At 68.0% G+C, this 16,442-nt stretch carries 17 protein-coding genes and 2 pseudogenes; 10 read left to right on the forward strand and 9 right to left on the reverse strand.

Annotated features, from left to right (window positions below):
• The first annotated feature begins 51 nt into the window (after window positions 1-51).
• From C2R22_RS12185 to C2R22_RS12195, 3 genes are all read left to right on the forward strand, one after another.
• Complete coding sequence (locus C2R22_RS12185) at window positions 52-375, forward strand: Htur_1727 family rSAM-partnered candidate RiPP (RefSeq protein WP_103425994.1); 324 nt, start codon at window positions 52-54, stop codon at window positions 373-375.
• Window positions 372-1,592: a TIGR04347 family pseudo-SAM/SPASM protein gene (locus C2R22_RS12190; RefSeq protein WP_103425995.1), complete on the forward strand. Its 1,221-nt coding sequence runs from the start codon at window positions 372-374 to the stop codon at window positions 1,590-1,592. The genes C2R22_RS12185 and C2R22_RS12190 overlap by 4 nt, the downstream gene beginning before the upstream one ends.
• A 71-nt stretch (window positions 1,593-1,663) precedes the next feature.
• Window positions 1,664-2,611 (forward strand): hypothetical protein, encoded by a 948-nt coding sequence (locus C2R22_RS12195; protein WP_103425996.1) that lies wholly within the window; start codon window positions 1,664-1,666, stop codon window positions 2,609-2,611.
• A 6-nt stretch (window positions 2,612-2,617) separates the two neighbouring features.
• On the opposite strand, the gene C2R22_RS12200 is transcribed toward C2R22_RS12195, so the two are convergent.
• Complete coding sequence (locus tag C2R22_RS12200) at window positions 2,618-3,790, reverse strand: MBL fold metallo-hydrolase (protein WP_103425997.1); 1,173 nt, start codon at window positions 3,788-3,790, stop codon at window positions 2,618-2,620.
• Window positions 3,791-3,989: 199 nt separating this feature from the next.
• Here C2R22_RS12200 and C2R22_RS12205 point away from each other — a divergent pair, with 199 nt between their 5' ends.
• Window positions 3,990-6,272, forward strand: coding sequence for a nitric-oxide reductase large subunit (locus C2R22_RS12205; RefSeq protein ID WP_103427661.1), 2,283 nt, complete (start codon window positions 3,990-3,992; stop codon window positions 6,270-6,272).
• Window positions 6,273-6,286: 14 nt separating this feature from the next.
• On the opposite strand, the gene C2R22_RS12210 is transcribed toward C2R22_RS12205, so the two are convergent.
• Window positions 6,287-7,231 (reverse strand): plastocyanin/azurin family copper-binding protein, encoded by a 945-nt coding sequence (locus C2R22_RS12210; protein ID WP_103425998.1) that lies wholly within the window; start codon window positions 7,229-7,231, stop codon window positions 6,287-6,289.
• A gap of 235 nt (window positions 7,232-7,466) precedes the next feature.
• Here C2R22_RS12210 and nirK point away from each other — a divergent pair, with 235 nt between their 5' ends.
• Both nirK and C2R22_RS27160 read left to right on the forward strand, forming a co-directional pair.
• Window positions 7,467-8,579, forward strand: a complete 1,113-nt coding sequence (gene nirK, locus C2R22_RS12215) for a copper-containing nitrite reductase (RefSeq protein WP_103425999.1) — start codon at window positions 7,467-7,469, stop codon at window positions 8,577-8,579.
• Window positions 8,542-8,943 carry a cupin domain-containing protein gene (locus tag C2R22_RS27160; RefSeq protein WP_103426000.1) on the forward strand — a complete coding sequence of 134 codons (402 nt, stop codon included), beginning with the start codon at window positions 8,542-8,544 and terminating at the stop codon, window positions 8,941-8,943. The genes nirK and C2R22_RS27160 overlap by 38 nt, the downstream gene beginning before the upstream one ends.
• 14 nt (window positions 8,944-8,957) lie before the next feature.
• Here the strand turns inward: C2R22_RS27160 and C2R22_RS25075 are convergent, their stop codons facing one another.
• From C2R22_RS25075 to C2R22_RS12250, 7 genes are all read right to left on the reverse strand, one after another.
• On the reverse strand, window positions 8,958-9,275 hold the full coding sequence (locus C2R22_RS25075; protein ID WP_162562307.1) for a hypothetical protein: 318 nt from the start codon (window positions 9,273-9,275) through the stop codon (window positions 8,958-8,960).
• A complete protein-coding gene (locus C2R22_RS12225; protein WP_245902749.1) occupies window positions 9,272-9,544 on the reverse strand; it encodes a DUF2249 domain-containing protein in 273 nt (90 codons plus the stop codon). The genes C2R22_RS25075 and C2R22_RS12225 overlap by 4 nt, the downstream gene beginning before the upstream one ends.
• A gap of 50 nt (window positions 9,545-9,594) precedes the next feature.
• Window positions 9,595-10,152 (reverse strand): hypothetical protein, encoded by a 558-nt coding sequence (locus C2R22_RS12230; RefSeq protein ID WP_216824723.1) that lies wholly within the window; start codon window positions 10,150-10,152, stop codon window positions 9,595-9,597.
• Window positions 10,118-10,408, reverse strand: a complete 291-nt coding sequence (locus tag C2R22_RS12235; protein ID WP_103426001.1) for a HalOD1 output domain-containing protein — start codon at window positions 10,406-10,408, stop codon at window positions 10,118-10,120. The genes C2R22_RS12230 and C2R22_RS12235 overlap by 35 nt, the downstream gene beginning before the upstream one ends.
• Before the next feature lie 199 nt (window positions 10,409-10,607).
• Complete coding sequence (purF, locus tag C2R22_RS12240; protein WP_103426002.1) at window positions 10,608-12,080, reverse strand: amidophosphoribosyltransferase; 1,473 nt, start codon at window positions 12,078-12,080, stop codon at window positions 10,608-10,610.
• A gap of 290 nt (window positions 12,081-12,370) precedes the next feature.
• On the reverse strand, window positions 12,371-12,547 hold the full coding sequence (locus C2R22_RS12245; protein ID WP_103426003.1) for a 50S ribosomal protein L37e: 177 nt from the start codon (window positions 12,545-12,547) through the stop codon (window positions 12,371-12,373).
• Entirely contained in the window at window positions 12,544-12,774 is a 231-nt protein-coding gene (locus C2R22_RS12250) for an LSM domain-containing protein (RefSeq protein ID WP_103426004.1), read from the reverse strand. Before C2R22_RS12250 ends, C2R22_RS12245 begins: the two co-directional genes overlap by 4 nt.
• 142 nt (window positions 12,775-12,916) lie before the next feature.
• Between C2R22_RS12250 and C2R22_RS26975 the strand changes: the two are divergent.
• From C2R22_RS26975 to C2R22_RS12265, 4 genes and pseudogenes are all read left to right on the forward strand, one after another.
• Window positions 12,917-13,291 (forward strand): annotated as a pseudogene (locus C2R22_RS26975) (SDR family NAD(P)-dependent oxidoreductase); the annotation flags it as partial.
• 68 nt (window positions 13,292-13,359) lie between these two features.
• Window positions 13,360-13,695: an SDR family oxidoreductase gene (locus C2R22_RS26980; RefSeq protein WP_281259237.1), complete on the forward strand. Its 336-nt coding sequence runs from the start codon at window positions 13,360-13,362 to the stop codon at window positions 13,693-13,695.
• A gap of 228 nt (window positions 13,696-13,923) precedes the next feature.
• On the forward strand, window positions 13,924-15,270 hold the full coding sequence (locus C2R22_RS12260; RefSeq protein ID WP_103426005.1) for an RNase J family beta-CASP ribonuclease: 1,347 nt from the start codon (window positions 13,924-13,926) through the stop codon (window positions 15,268-15,270).
• Window positions 15,270-16,321, forward strand: a pseudogene (locus C2R22_RS12265) (polyprenyl synthetase family protein). The gene C2R22_RS12260 and the pseudogene C2R22_RS12265 overlap by 1 nt, the downstream one beginning before the upstream one ends.
• Window positions 16,322-16,442 lie beyond the last annotated feature (121 nt).

Raw genomic sequence — 16,442 nt, forward strand, 5'->3', positions numbered from 1 at the left:
GCGCTGAAAACCGTCGGTACGTGTTCGTATCCGAGGGAAAAACCGACGCCCATGAACGACGACCAGACCGGCCGTTCACGCGTCGACGCGCCCCGACACGACGGCGTCGACGAGTGGGAGGTGTTCTTGCGGACCGAACCGACCGAACCGCTCTTTCACGCCGGGAGCGTGACCGCAGCGACCGCCGAGGCGGCGCACGAACACGCCGGCGCTCTGTTCGAGGACGCCGAGAGCATCTGGCTCTGCCCGACCGACGACGTCGCGCGCTTTACCACCCGAACGCTCGGCGACGGTGCCGCCGACGAGACCGACGGCGGCGAGACGGCATCGGAGGGACGTCGTGACGCCGACCGGTCGACGGAGGCCACGTCATGATCTCGGTGAGCAAACTGCTCTGTGGCGGCGTCGCCGAGGGCGATGGGCTCCGGTACGACGACGCCGCGGAGGCCGACGTCGAGCAGATTCGCGAGGAGAGACAGCAGCGACCCGTCGTCGTCTGGAACGTCACGAAGGGGTGTAACCTCGCCTGCAAGCACTGCTACGCCGACGCCGAGGCGAAGCGGGCACCGGGCGAACTCACGACCAGGGAGGGGAAGACGCTCCTCGACGACCTCGCCGACTACGGCGTGCCGGTGGTGCTCTTCTCGGGCGGCGAACCGCTCGTCAGAGAGGACCTCGTGGACCTCGTCGCGTACGCGGCCGACCGCGGGATTCGGCCGGTCCTCTCGACGAACGGGACGCTCATGACGCCCGGGCGGGCGCGGAAGCTGAAGGAGGCGGGACTCGCGTACGCCGGCGTCTCCGTCGACGGCCTCCCCGACCGGAACGACGAGTTCCGCGGGCAGGAGGGAGCGTTCGACGCCGCCGTCGACGGCATCGAAGCGTGTCTCGACGCCGGGTTGAAAACGGGCCTCCGGTACACGGTGACGGAGGCGAACCGCCCCGACCTGGAGGGGGTCGTCGACCTGCTCCGCGACGTCGGCCTCGACCGCTTCTGCTTCTACCACCTCGACTACGGCGGGAGAGGCGCCGGCATCCGAGAGGTCGACCTCTCGCCCGAGCGTCGCCGCGAGACGGTCGAAGCGGTCTGTGACCTCACCCGCCAGTATCACCGGTCGGGCGAGGAGATAGAGACTCTCCTGGTCGGCAACTACTGCGACGCCGCCTTTCTGGTCGAGTACGCCCGCGAGCACATCGGGCGCGAGGCGGCCGAGCGGGTGCGCCGCTACCTCGAAGTGAACGGCGGCGACCCGACGGGCGAGCGCGTCGCCGACGTCGACTATCAGGGGAACGTCCACCTCACGCAGTTCTGGCAGGGCTACTCGCTCGGGAACGTCCGCGACCGTTCCTTCGCGCACATCTGGGACGACGAGTCGAACCCGCTCCTGCGACGGCTCCGCGAGCGCGAGGAACACCTCTCGGGGCGGTGTGCCGACTGCCGGTATCAGGACGTCTGCCGCGGGGCCTCGCGCCTGCGGGCGCTCGCGGTCCACGGCGACCCCTTCGCCCCCGACCCGCAGTGTTATCTCACGCCCGCGGAACGGGGCGAGGATAACACCGGTGGACCGGGACGGCGCGTCGACGCAGACTGACACCGCGTCGACGCAGACTGACACCGCGTCGACCACAAGACCTGTTACGTCGCCGTGACGCCTCTCCGACGATGTCCTCGCTTCCGTTCCCCTCCACGCTATCCAGACGCCACCTCCTCGCGGCGGTCGCCGGGAGCCTCGCCGCGGTGGCTGGCTGTACGACACGGACGCCGCAGTCGACGAGCGAACCGACCGCCCGACCCCCGCAGTCGACGTCGGCGTCGACGTCGCCGACGCCGACTCCCGAATCGCCGGAGAGGTCACCGACCGACTCGTCCACCACTGTCCGGCGCGTCACCCTCGACGACGCCGTCGTCCGGAAGGCCGTCCGGTACGAGTCCGTGATGGGGTCGGGCGGCGTCCTCGCGGGCGAGGACGAGCAGTACGTCGTCGCCACGGTCCGAGCGCCCCGGAACCTGCAGCCCTCGTCGTTCTCCTTCGAGGCGAACGGCCGGTCGTGGTCGCCCGGACTGCCCGAGACTGCCGGCGCCGTCAACGTCGCCGTCGCGGGGCTCGAAGGGTGGCCTCTCGGCCGGAACGACTTCGACGCCGGCCGGCCCGCCCTGCTCGCGTTCACCGTCCCGTCGCCGCTCTCGGCCTCGAACCCCCGGATACGGTTCGACGGCGGAGCGTCCGGCGAGGCGCGTGAGTGGCCGCTCCCGGCCGGGGAACGCGAGCGCCTCGCCGCACCGGCCGCTCGGTTCGAACTCGACTCGCTCTCGGTCCCGGAGTCGGTTTCGCAGGGCGAACCGCTGTCGGTGTCGCTCTCGGTGACGAACGTTTCGAACACCGCCGGACGCTTCCTCGCGGCGCTGTACTGGCCGACGAAGCTCATCGCGGACGACGACGAGTCGCACGTCCTCGAACGCGAGGCCGACGCCGGCGAGACGGTGACGCTCTCGACCGACATCGACACCGCGTACACGACCAACGAGGCGGAGTCGATACCGCTGAAGCTCCGGGGGCACGTCTCCGCCGAGCGGGAGGTCCGCGTCGAAAACGCCGGCACGCCGTCGTGACCGGCGTCAGCCGGCCGCGCAGTTGTTCGGCCCGAGTTCGAGTTCGAACGCCTCGTCGTCGTTCACTCGTTCGCGCCCGAGGTTGGCCGCGATGATCCGCTGATACTCGTTCGGCTGCGGCGGCAGGTCGTCGGTCACGCGTGCGACGAACTCGTCCTCGTCCAGCGAGAACGCCGCGAGCGACTCGCGGAGGTCGCCCACGCGCGCCGTGTACGTTCCGTCCTCGCTCCGTGAGGTCTCCGGCCCCGCGTGGTTCGACGCGACGACCCGGTCGTCGGGCATCGACCCGATGGTGCGGACCGTCCCGTACAGGGCGCGGGCAGCCCGTTCGACGGCCTCGACGTCGGCGTCTTCGAGGTCCGGTCGGGCCACGCTGTCGACGAACACCGAGTCGCCCGCGAGGAGAACGTCGTCGACGAGGTAGCCCGTCATCTCCGTCGTGTGGCCCGGGAGCGCCACGACCGCTACGGTCGCGTCGCCCACCCGTAGCTCGTCGCCGTCGGAGAGGAGCGTGGCGTCGAACGCCAGCCCGCGCTCTGCCGCGCCCGCCGGGAGGAACCGCTCGGCGCCGGTCGCGTCGGCGACCTCTCGCAGGCCGCTGACGTGGTCGGCGTGGACGTGGGTGTCGGCGACGCCGACGACTGCCGCGCCGAGTTCGCGAACGTCCGCGACGTACCGGTCGGCGAACGCCCGGAGCGGGTCGACGACGAGCGCCTCCCCGCCGGAGACGACGAGGTACGCGAGACACCCCGACGAGGGGCGGTGGTACTGGATCACGGTCGCGTCCGCGCTCGAATCGACCGCGCGTGACTCGTACAGCCGCGCCCACCCCTCCATCCCGTCCGCCAGGCCGTAGACGTCCCACCCCGCGCGGGTGAGGAACTCGGCGACGTAGAGGCTCGAGATGCCCTTCGCACAGCAGGTGACGAGCGGCCGGTCGGCGTCCTTCGGCGGCACTCCCTCGGGAACGCCGTCGGCCGGGTCGTCCCCGTTCAGAAACGCCGTGAAGGGGACGTTCACCGCCTCGATGTTGGGATGGGAGAGCTGCCACGCGGCGAAGTCCGCCGGGCGCCGTGTGTCGAGCAGCGTCCACTCCTCGCCCGCGTCGAGTCGCTCTTTCAGCGTCTCGGCGCTGATTTCGGGAACCTCGTGTCCGAGGTCGGGGAACTGCTGAGCCATGTGTATAGTGATGGGACAAGCACGCATAACCGTTGTCACTCGTGAGTCCTCGACCACTCACGGAGCCTCGCCCGTCGGCCCGGTGAACGCTCGCTCGACCGGGGTTTTTTGACCCCCTTCCGAACGTGTTCGCCGGAGGTGTCGTCACCTGAGAAGCGGCGTGGGGGAGGTAAACGATGCCGGCGAACGGTCGGCCGTGATGAAGATACGCAGACGAACCATCGCGCGCGTGCTGGTCGCCGTCTTCGTGTTCAACCTCGTCGTGATGGGTGCCGGGGCGTACCTCGCGTACGAACAGGCCCCGCCCATCCCCGAGCGGGTCGAGGGACCGGACGGCGAGACGATTTCGACCGAACGAGACATCCAGGCCGGCAAGGCCGTCTTCCAGCGGGACGGCATGATGAACCACGGCTCGATACTCGGCAACGGCGCGTACTTCGGCGAGGACTACACCGCCGACGCGCTGGACCTGAAGACGGAGTACATGAAGGCGTACTACGCCCGCGAGCGCTACGGGGGCGCGTACGAGTCGCTCTCCGCCGAGGAGCGAGCAGCCGTCGATAGCCTCGTCGAGACCGACCTCGACCAGGGGTACGACGGCGGACCCATCGAGTACTCCGCGGCCGAAGCCTGGGCACATCAGCAGGTGCGTGAGACCTACGTCGAGAGATATCACGACGGCGCGCCCGAGCGGGGTGTCCCCGCGGGCATGATCTCCTCCGAAGAGGAGGCGCGCGACTTCGCCGACTTCGCGCTCTGGACCGCGTGGGCCGCCCATACCGAGCGGCCGGGGTCGACCCACACCTACACCAACGACTGGCCGTACGCGCCCGACGCGGGCAACGAACCCACGGGCGCGTCGATGACGTGGTCGGTCGTCGCGATGATCCTCCTCGTCGGTGCAGCGGGACTCGGCATCTGGCTCTACCGCTCGGTCGACCTGCCCGAACCCGAGCGCGAGGCTATCGACGTGCCCCGCCCGGGCGACATCGACCTCGTACCGAGTCAGATGGCGGCGCTGTCGTTCGTCCCCGTCGCCGCCTTGCTGTTCTGTGCCCAGGTGCTCTTGGGAGGGCTGCTCGCACACTTCTACGTCGAGCGCGCCGCCTTTTTCGGTCTCGGCGAACTCCTGGGAGTGAACGTCCTCCAGATCCTGCCCTTCGCCCTCGCGAAGACCTGGCACATCGACCTCGGCGTGCTGTGGATCGCCACGCTGTGGCTCGGCGCGGGGCTGTTCCTCCCGGCGCTCCTGACCGGTTACGAACCCGAGAATCAGGGCCGGTACGTCTACGGCTTGCTGGGCGCGCTCGTCGTCGTCGCCGTCGGCGGCCTCGCCGGTATCTGGCTCGGCGCACAGGGCTACATCGACGGCCCGCTCTGGTGGATTCTGGGGAACGAGGGGCTCGAATACCTCGAAGTGGGGAAGCTCTGGCAGGCCGGCCTCCTCCTCGGGTTCCTCGCGTGGGCCGCGCTCGTCGCGCGCGGGTTCAGACCCCTCCTGAAGCGCGAGGAGCGGTACGGCCTCGCGCACATGATCCTGTACGCCGGCGGCTCTATCGCCCTGCTGTTCGTCGCGGGCTTCCTCTACACGCCGACGACGAACATCGTCGTCACCGAGTTCTGGCGGTGGTGGGTCGTCCACATGTGGGTCGAGGGCGCGTTCGAGTTCTTCATCGTCGCCATCGTCGGCATCACCCTCGTCTCAATGAACCTCCTGCAGCGGAAGTCGGCGGAGAAGGCCGTCATGTTCGAGGCGCTCTTGGTCATGAGCACGGGCGTCATCGGCGTCTCACACCACTACTGGTGGGTCGGCCTCCCCGACCTCTGGGTGCCCATCGGGAGCGCCTTCTCGACGCTCGAACTCCTCCCGCTCGTCTTCATCCTCTTCGAGGCGCTGAACGAGTACCGCTCGCTCGTCGGCCAGGGCGAGGCGTTCCCCTACACCCTGCCGTTCATGTTTATCATCGCCTCGGGGGTGTGGAACTTCGTCGGCGCGGGCGTCCTGGGCTTCTTCATCAACCTCCCCCTGGTGAACTACTACGAGCACGGCACCTACCTCACGGTGGGTCACGCCCACGCCGCGATGTTCGGCGCGTTCGGCTTCCTCGCCATCGGCATGGCGACGTACATGCTCCGCATCGCCACGAGAGAGTGGTCGGGTCGGCGACTCCGGTGGGCGTTCTGGCTCTGGAACGCCGGCCTCACACTCATGGTGTTCGTGTCTGTGCTCCCCGTGGGGTTCCTCCAGTTGGAGACGGCCTTTACCGCCAGCTACGACGCCGCGCGGAGCCTCGCGTTCTACCAGCGTGACGTCGTCCAGTTGCTGTTCTGGGCGCGTATGCCGGGCGACACGATGCTCATCGCCGGTACCCTCCTCTTCGCGTACGACGTGCTCGACAAACTCCGCTCGCGGCGTGAGGTGACCGCGCCCGAGGACCTGCGGCTTCCCGGGCCGGCCCAGTCGTTACGGAGCGACGACTGAGACCACCGCGTCTCTCACCCCGCCCGATGTTCCTCGACGACCTCGTGCCAACCGACCTCGCCCCGACTAACGATGTTCGCTGGATCGAGCGCCTCGCTCTCTAGCGCCTCAGCCGAACTCGGGACGTTCGGGTCGAGGCCGGCGAGAATCGACGGCAGCGCGTTCTCCTCTTCCGGGGGTCGGCCCGTGTTCTCGACGCTGAGGTCGGGGACGTCGCCGTCCCAGACGACCACCCGCACGACCATCCCGAACACCCCGTGTGGGGGACAGTAGAGGTCGTAGACGCCCTCGGTCTCGAAGTGAGCGATCCAGAACCCGCCCACGGGAACCAGCGGCGACGAGAGGGGTCCGACGCCGTCCGGAACCCGGTTCTGTCGGCCGTGTTGCTCGTGGAACGCCGCCACGCCGTGATCCGGTGACGCGGCGTTGAACAGCACGAGGTCGCCGGGCGACACGAGGAGACCGGCCGGGTCGAAGTGGAACCCGACCGTGTCGACGAGCGCCCCAGCGATCGCGCGAATCGGTACCCGGTCACCGCCGACCGTCACCGCCCCGCCGGGCAGTTGGTCGCCGGAAAGCGAGCCGTCGGCGACGGCCGCATTGATCGTCGCTGTCGTCTGGTCCGACGGGACCCCCGACTCGGCGACGCCGAACAGGAGGCCGGGAATGCCGATGTGCATCCCGATCAGCGCCGACGGGCGAATCTGTTCGGGAAACCGTTCCAGACAGCTGTCGTCACCACTGGCACACGGGTTCGGCCCCATCGCGGCGAAGCCGAACACCGGGTCGACGTAGTTCTTGATGCCGACCTGTTCGACCGTCCGCTCTCCGCTCGCCGCGGCGACCGACCCGGTCCCGAGCGACAGCCCTACCCCGCCGCCGGTCGCCTTCAGCACCGTTCGCCGTGGTATCGTGTCGAACGTTAGCTCCCGCTCGTCTCCACCCTCTCCATTGTTCATTGGTAACGTACCCCGATATTCACGTACATATCAACCAGTTGACTAATTGGTACGGATTAGAGACCACTCGCCGTCCGGTGACGGCCTCCACGACGTCGTTCGGAGCGTCTCGGCGGATGTCGCTCCCCGCTTAACTGTCGGGTCCGAACATCTCCGCCCCGTTCTCAAGGTGTTACAGCCTGATCCCCGGCTTTAGTCCCTCTCTCACCTTCTCACGAGTGTGAGGTGAAGACCGATGCCCCGAACCACTCGCCGCTCCGTGCTCGAAGCGCTCGGCGTCGGCGGCGCGGCCGCCGTCGCCGGCTGTACCGCGCAGGCACCGACCGCCGCCGAGACGGAGAGACAGCGCCGGACGATGGAACAGCAGTCGAAGCCGACGGTCGACCGGGTCGCCGCGAACCCGGCGGACATCCCCGGTCCCATCCAGCGGCGTTCGCCCGAGACGGTCGAGGTGACGCTCCGTCCCGAGGAGGTGACGGCGGAGGTCGAACCCGGCGTCACGTTCGACTACATGACGTACAACGGGCAGGTACCCGGACCGTTCATCAGAGTGAGAGAAGGTGACACCGTCGACCTGACGTTCGAGAACCCCGCAGAGAACGCCCTGCCGCACAACGTCGACTTTCACGCCGTCGCCGGTCCCGGGGGCGGTGCGGAGGCGACGATGACCGCGCCCGGCGAGACCGCGCGTCTGCGGTTCGAGGCGACCTACCCCGGCGCGTACATCTACCACTGTGCCGTCCCGAACCTCGACATGCACATCTCGGCGGGGATGTTCGGCATCATCCTCGTCGAGCCCGAAGGGGGCATGCCCGCGGTCGACCACGAACTCTACCTCGGACAGCACGAGATATACACCGACAAACCGGCGGGCGAGGAGGGTAAACACCGGTTCGACATGGCGGCGATGAAGCGTGAGGAGCCGACGTACGTCGTGATGAACGGCGAGCAGTACGCCATGACGCCCGACGTCCACGGGCCCGCGGCGACGGTCTCGACCGGTGACACCGTCCGGGTGTACTTCGTCACCGGCGGGCCGAACCTCACCTCGAGCTTCCACCCCATCGGCAACGTCTGGGAGGAACTCTACCCCGAGGGGTCGCTGTCGACCGACCCGCAGACGCACATCCAGACCAAGCCGGTCGTGCCCGGGTCGACCACCGTGGCGACCATGGACTTCCCCGTCCCGGGGAACTTCAAACTCGTCGACCACGCCCTCTCGCGGGTCGCGCGCAAGGGCTGTATGGCCATCGTGACCGCCGAGGGTGAGGAGAACCCGGAGATATTCGATCCCGACCCCGGCACGTCCGGTGAAGACGGGTCAGGAGGGTCGGAGTCGCAGGGCTGACGCCTCGGTTTCGGAGGCGGAGCCGCCTCGTCGCGGCGTTCCCGAAACGAGGACCGGAGCGAGGGAAACCGAGGACTGCTCGTTCGACGCGTTCGAGGGGGCCGGCCGGCCGTTCGAGTCCGACGGGGAACCGGCGGTCGTCCGCCTCCATCTGGCCGCGGGCGAGGCCGTCGCGTCGCACAGTCACCCGGGAAAACGCGTCGTCTTCTTCGTCGTCGACGGGCGGTTCGAGGTCCGTCTCGACGACGACGTCTATCGCGTGGGAGCGGGCGACTGCCTCCGGTTCGACGGCGAGCACGAAATCGCGCCCCGGGCGACCGACGACGGACCGGCGACTGCGCTCGTCGTGCTGGCACGAAGGTGAGGCCGCAATCGGGATCACTCGCCGACGAACAGTTCGGTGACGGTCGCTTCGACCCGGTCGTCGCCGTGCTCGGCCGCGGCCGCGGCGGGTTCGACGGCCTGGACCGCGATGCGGACCGCCATCGTCGAGAGCGTGCGCCGTGCGCCGGGGTCGTCGTCGAACGCTCGCAGGGCCCGTTCTCGTTCCGCGGCGGCGACCTCGCCAGCCCGGGCCGTGAGTAGCCCACGGAGGTCGTCGCTGTCGATGTCGTCGACGCCGTGGCATTCGGCGTCGACCCGGCTGTCATCGTCGGGCGGCGTCCGCTCCTCGGCGGCCGTTCGAACGTGCGTCATGGCTTCCAGACGGCCGTGAGAACCGACGTTCCCCGTTCGACTGTCGCGTACGCCGCGCCGCGTTCGTCGAGTTTCGGGTAGAGGTGCGTCGGCTCCCGGTCGTTGACCTGGAGGAGGATTTCGTCGTCGTCCAGGTCGGCCAGGATGCGGAGCGTCCGCGTCAGCGGCTTCGGCGGCGGGGCCGCGGAAACGTCGACCACGGTGTGTTCGCGGTCGGTCGGGACGCAATCGTCGAACGCCGAGAGGCTCGCGTCGGCTGTCTCGGACATGCGTGAGGGATGGGACGCCATCCCCCGACCGTTCCCCCGAACACGTTCGGTCAGCGGTCGGCTTCGAGGGCCCGCAGTCGGTCGTTGATGCTGTCGTGGTCACGGTGGAGCGGGGCGACACGGACGCTGACGCGCTCGGCGTCGTCGAGGGCGTCGGGGGTGGCGGGCGGGGCCGGGGGCTCCACGCCGTCACCGCGGTCGTTCCACGCGCGGACCGCCGCCACGGCCAGCGTCTCCGCCTGCGGGCAGAACGCCGTCGTCGGCGTGAACTCGGCGCGGAGTCCCCCGTCTCCGAACGCGTACCGGATGCCGGCGTCGGGGTGACGGGCGTCGAGGTTCAACCGCGCGAGGTTGTAGCCGAACGTCGCGTCGTAGACGCCCCGTGCCTCGAAGACGTCGCGGCTCCACCCGTGGACGACAGTGTGGTCCTCGCCGTCGAGCACACGCCCCTGTTCGAGAAACGGCCCCGGGTCGGGGAGATAGTCGGTGACGAACGTCCCCCGGTCGTCGAACTCCGCGTCGTCGGCTGTCGTGTCTCCGTGTCTCCGTGTCTCCGTGTCTCCGTGACCTCGTTCAGTCGTTCGGAACCCAGTGTCCCGACCGGTCACTGATACGGATTTCGCCCGCTCCGGAGACGGTCACCTGCCACTGCTGGTACGGGAACGTGAGCTGCAACTCGCTCGGTGGAGGACCCGTGTGCGGGGCGAACAGCGCGTCGAGCGAATCCGTGTCGATAGAGTGTGCGAGCGGCGGGAGGTCGATGGCCGACTCCACGACTAGCGAGAGGGTTTCGGCGACGGCGACCGAGACCGACCGGTCCGACCGCGGGTCGAAGTGGGCCCGAACGAGGACGTTGTCGCTCATGCGACGGTCGTCCGTGGTCGCCAGTCACACATCGTGTAGGACGTACGACACGGGCGAAGATAACTGATGTGGTCGTTTCCTGGGAGATTCCCCGAGGACGACTGGAGCGCCGCCCAGCGAGCGGTTCGACGTGTCGGGTGGACGGTTTCCTGTCGAACTGGCCGCACGTCCGGGCGGGTCACGTTGGGGAGAGCGGGCGTCAGTCGTCGGCCGGTGCCGAGTCGGTGACGAGCGGGCGTTCGACCGGGCGGTCGGTCTCCTCGTCGTCGATGTCGTACGGGTACTGGCCGGTGACACAGCCGAGGCAGAGGTCGGCCCGGGTGGAAGAGAGTGCCTCGGCGACGGCGTCGATGGAGAGGTACGACAGCGAGTCCGCGCCGATTTCGTCGCGGATGTCCTCGACCGAGCGGTTCGACGCGATGAGTTCCTCGCGCGTGGCCATGTCGATGCCCATGTAACAGGGCGCGATGATGGGCGGGGCCCCGATGCGGACGTGCACCTCGTCGGCGCCGGCGTCGCGGAGGAGGCTCACGAGCTGGCGGGACGTGGTCCCGCGGACGATGCTGTCGTCGATGATGGTCACCGAACGGCCTTCGATCGTGCTCCGAATGGGGTTCAGCTTCAGTCGCACCGCCCGCTCGCGCTCGTCCTGTGTCGGCATGATGAACGTCCGGCCGACGTAGCGGTTCTTCATCAGCCCCTCGGCGAACTCGACGTCGGCACCGTCGTCCTGGGCGGCCTCGGCGTAGCCGGAGGCGAACGCGCGGCCGGAGTCGGGGACGGGCATCACGACGTCGGAGTCGACGCCGCTCTCCTCCCAGAGTTTTCGACCGAGGGTGCGGCGGGCCTGGTAGACGAGCGTCCCGTCGATGCGCGAGTCCGGGCGGGCGAAGTAGACGTGTTCGAAGAAACAGCGGGCGGTGTTCTCTTGCTGGACGAGCTGGAAGGAGTCGTATCCCGAGCCGTCGCTGTCGAGTAAGACGAGTTCGCCCGGGCGGACGTCCCTGACCAACTCGCCGCCGAGGGTGTCGATGGCGGCCGATTCGGAGGCGAGGACGTAGCCGTCTTCGAGCTTTCCGAGACAGAGCGGGCGGTTGCCCTCGGGGTCTCTCAGACCCAGTACGGTGTCGTCGTGCATGATCGTGAGCGAGTACGAGCCGTGAATCCGGCCCATCGTCGCCTTCACCGCGCGGACGAGGTCGCCTTCGAGGAGGTTGCGCGCGAGGTCGTGAGCGATCACTTCGGTGTCGCCGTCGGAGGTGAATGCGTGACCCTTTTCGGCCAGGGTGTCGCGGATCTCGTCGGCGTTGACGAGGTTGCCGTTGTGTGACAGCGCGAGCGACCCCGACTTGAACGAGACAGTGAAGGGCTGCGCGCAGGACTTGTCGACGCTCCCCGCAGTGGGGTAGCGGACGTGCCCGATGCCGGTGGTGCCGTTCAGCCCTTCGAGGTCGGACTCGGAGAAGGCGTCCCCCACCAGGCCCATGTCGACGTGGCTGTGCTGTTGGAACCCGTCGTGGGTGACGATACCCGCGGACTCCTGTCCCCGGTGCTGGAGCGCGTACAGCGAGTAGTAGATGGGCCGTGCAGCGGCTCGGTCGGACAGCGAGAGACCGACGACCCCGCACTTCTCTGTCGGCCCCTCCGGGAGTGTGTCCCGCCCGTGTGCCATACGAGAGGGATGCGGGCCGAGCGATAAAAAGACCCGTGATTGTGCTGTATTTCCGTGTCGCTGTCCGGTAGATATACACGTATGTGTACACCTTCGCCGAGGGGTCGTCGACCACACGAGCGTCGGCCCGTCGCGTGCGTTAGACTCCGAGTATCGAAGCGAAGAGGACACTCACGAACGTGGGGACGGCCGAGAAGTCACGAAAAGCACGAGCGAGTCGGACGACCGGGGACGGCGGGCGCGTCCGCTCGCGGTCGAGGAGTGAGAGAATCGCGTGCGCGTCGTCCGTCTCAGTTGTCGCCGGCCTTCGACTGCCAGGCGTACTCGCGACGCTTGGCCGACTTCCCGAAGCCACAGGACGCGCAGGCTTTCTTCTTCACGTGGTAGGACTTCTCGCCGCAGCGGCGGCATTTCACGTGCGTCGTCTTGTTCTTCTTCCCTTGGCTCGGCGTTCCTGCGCCAGTCATGTCGTTATCGTCACGACGTTGTCGCCGCGTATAATCGTTGTGTCTTGCACTGCAGTCGCGTCGAGGTCGCCGTGGACGTCCGCGTCGACCTCGTCGCTCTCGAGAACCAGGTTCATATGCTGGTCGTAGCCCGCGAGGATACCGTGGTAGATGGTGCCGTCTTTGAGATGGACCGTGACGAGCGCGTCGAGCGACGCCTCGAGTACGTCCAGCGGTCGTCCGCTCATACCTCAACAGCCATCTGTCGCATTAATAAACGTACCGTCTGCGGGTCGGGTCCGTCTCTCACCGCCGCGCGCCGCTCGGACGGGTGTCCCGGGGCGCCGAGCGGGTCACACCACTTATCAGACCCCTCCGTGACCGCCACCTATGGGAATCCTCGACAGATTCAGACTCGACGGGCAGACGGCGGTCGTCACCGGCGGAAACCGGGGTATCGGACGCGAAATCGCCGGGGCGCTCGCCGAGGCGGGCGCGAACGTCGCCGTCGCCAACCGGAACGCCGAGTCGGGTGCGGAGGCCGCCGCCGAAATCGCGGAGGCGACGGGCGTCGAGACCCTCGCGGTCGAGACCGACGTCGCGGAGGAGGCGAGCGTACAAGCGATGGTCGACACCGTGGTCGAGGCGTTCGGAACGGTCGACGTCCTCGTCAACAACGCGGGCATCGTCGTCCACGAGGCCGCCGAGACGATGACGGTCGACGAGTGGGACTCGGTGATCGACGTCAACCTCCGCGGGACGTTCCTCTGCTCGAAGTACGTCGGACAGGAGATGCGAGAGTCGGGGGCGGTTCGATCCTCAGCGTCTCCTCGATGTCGGCACTCGTCGCCAACTACCCCCAGCGCCAGGTCGCGTACAACGCTTCGAAGGGTGGAATCGAGTCGTTCACGCGCCAGTTGGCCTCCGAGTGGGCCGAACACGACATCCGGGTGAACACCATCGCCCCGGGGTACATCCGCACCGACAACACCGACCAGGCCGACGCCATCGACCCGGACATCGACGAGGTCTGGAAGTCCGAGATGCTGATGGACGAAATCGCCGGCCCCGAGGACGTCGCACCCGCCGCGGTCTTCCTCGCGAGTGACGCCTCGCGGTACATGACGGGCGCGTGTATCGTCGTCGACGGCGGGTACACCGTTCGCTGAAGCGGCTGTTTCGACCTGACCGCCCGACGCAGCGCTTAACCCGTGGGCTTTTAATACCCGGGCGTGTAGCCCTCAGTACCACACTCCCGCGGGTAAGTGCGGCGTCGAGCCGTACTGCGGGACCCACCGACCGACAGGCTGTAAGACGCCGGGGCCTGTGGCTTCCGCCACATCCGCTGGGTTTCACATACACGCGAACACGCAGTCCGCGTTTCAGTGTCCACAACCATGGAAATCGAAATCGCAACAATCGGCGGCTACGAGGAAGTCGGGCGGCAGATGACTGCCGTCCGTGCCGGTGACGACGTCGTCGTCTTCGACATGGGTCTGAACCTCTCGCAGGTTCTCATCCACGACAACGTCGAAACCGAACAGATGCACAGTCTCGACCTGATCGACATGGGCGCCATCCCCGACGACCGGGTGATGTCGGACCTGGAGGGGGACGTGAAGGCCATCGTCCCGACACACGGCCACCTCGACCACATCGGCGCCATCTCGAAACTCGCCCACCGGTACGACGCCCCCATCGTCGCGACGCCCTTCACCATCGAACTCGTCCGACAACAGATCGAGGGCGAGAACAAGTTCAACGTCAACAACGACCTGGTGAAGATGTCCGCGGGCGAGACGATGTCCATCTCGGACCAGGTCGAAATGGAGTTCGTCAACGTCACCCACTCCATCATCGACGCCATCAACCCCGTCCTCCACACGCCCGAGGGTGCCATCGTCTACGGCCTCGACAAGCGCATGGACCACACGCCGGTCATCGGCGACCCCATCGACATGAAGCGCTTCCGCGAAATCGGCCGCGAGGGCGAGGGCGTCCTGGCGTACATCGAGGACTGTACCAACGCCGGGCGCAAGGGCCGCACGCCGAGCGAGGCCGTCGCCCGCCGCCACCTCCGGGACGTGATGACCTCTATCGAGGACTACGACGGCGGCATCGTCGCCACCACCTTCTCGTCACACATCGCCCGCGTCACTTCCCTCGTCGAGTTCGCGAAGGACATCGGCCGCCAGCCCGTTCTCCTGGGTCGGTCGATGGAGAAGTACTCCGGGACGGCCGAACGGTTAGGGTTCGTCGACTTCCCCGACGACGTGGGGATGTACGGCCACCGCAAGTCCGTCGACAGGACGTTCAAGCGCATCATGAACGAGGGCAAGGAGAACTTCCTGCCCATCGTGACGGGCCACCAGGGTGAGCCGCGCGCGATGCTCACGCGGATGGGCCGCGGCGAGACACCGTTCGAACTCGACGACGGCGACAAGGTCATCTTCTCCGCCCGGGTCATCCCCGAGCCGACCAACGAGGGCCAGCGCTACCAGTCCGAGAAGCTCCTGAAGATGCAGGGTGCGCGCATCTACGACGACATCCACGTCTCGGGTCACCTCCGCGAGGAGGGCCACTACACGATGCTGCAGGCGCTGCAGCCGAAGCACGTCATCCCCGCCCACCAGAACCTCAAGGGCTTCTCGCCGTACGTCGACCTCGCCGAGAACCAGGGCTACGCGCTGGGGCGTGACCTGCACGTCACGCGGAACGGCAACATGATCCAGCTGGTGGACTGATGGCCTCCGACGCGAACGCGACCGAGGAGCGGGTGCTCGCCGCGGTCGAGGAGCGTCGCCGCGTCGTCAACGAAGCCATCGACGACTACCTCCCCCTGGCGGAGCCCGAGCGGCTCTGGGAGGCGTCGCGGTACCTGATGTTAGCCGGCGGCAAGCGCCTCCGGCCGACCGTCTCGCTCCTGGCCGCCGAAGCGCTCCTCGACGTCGAGCCGGGGTCCGAGCCGTACACCGACTTTCCGACCCTCTCGGGCGACCGAATCGACGTCCTCGCGGCGGGGATGAGCATCGAGGTCATCCAGGCGTTCACCCTCATCCACGACGACATCATGGACGACGACGCGCTCCGTCGCGGCGTTCCCGCGGTCCACGTCGAGTACGGCACCGACACGGCCATCCTCGCGGGCGACACGCTCTACTCGAAAGCGTTCGAGATTCTCACCCACACCGGCGCGCGCGCCGAGAACGGCCTCCGTGCCACCCGCAAGCTGGCGACGACCTGCACCCACATCTGCGAGGGACAGGCGCTCGACGTCGACTTCGAGGGGCGGACGGAGGTCCCCCCGAAGAGTACCTCGAGATGGTCGAGTCGAAGACCGCCGTGCTGTTCGGGGCGGCCGCCGCCATCCCGCCCATCCTGCTCGACGCCGACGACGAGGTGGTCGACGCGCTCCACCAGTACGCCGTCGAGGCCGGCAGCGCCTTCCAGATCCAAGACGACGTGCTCGACCTCACGGTCCCCTCCAAACAGCTGGGTAAACAGCGCGGGTCGGACCTCGTCGAGGACAAGGAGACGCTCATCACGCTGCACGCCCGCCAGCAGGGCGTCGACGTCGACGCGCTCGTCGACGCCGAGCACCCCGAGGAGCTCACCGAGGCGGAGGTCGACGCGGCGGTCGCGAAGCTGAACGAGGCGGGCAGCATCGACTACGCCCGGACGACCGCCCAGGACCTCGTCGCGAGGAGCAAGTCCCGCCTCGAAGTGCTCCCCGACAACGAGGCGCGGAGTCTCCTGGGAGACATCGCGGACTACCTCATCACCCGCGGCTACTGAGTCCGCGCCGTCCCGGCCGGCTCTCGGCCCGCGCTGTCGTTCACGTTCGAGGGGCTGGGCCCGGGCCACTGGGGTACCGAACCGGGGCACGCTCCTCGTCGGTGTGTACTGACTACCACGT

Source organism: Salinigranum rubrum, from assembly GCF_002906575.1.
GTDB classification, from domain to species: Archaea; Halobacteriota; Halobacteria; order Halobacteriales; family Haloferacaceae; genus Salinigranum; species Salinigranum rubrum.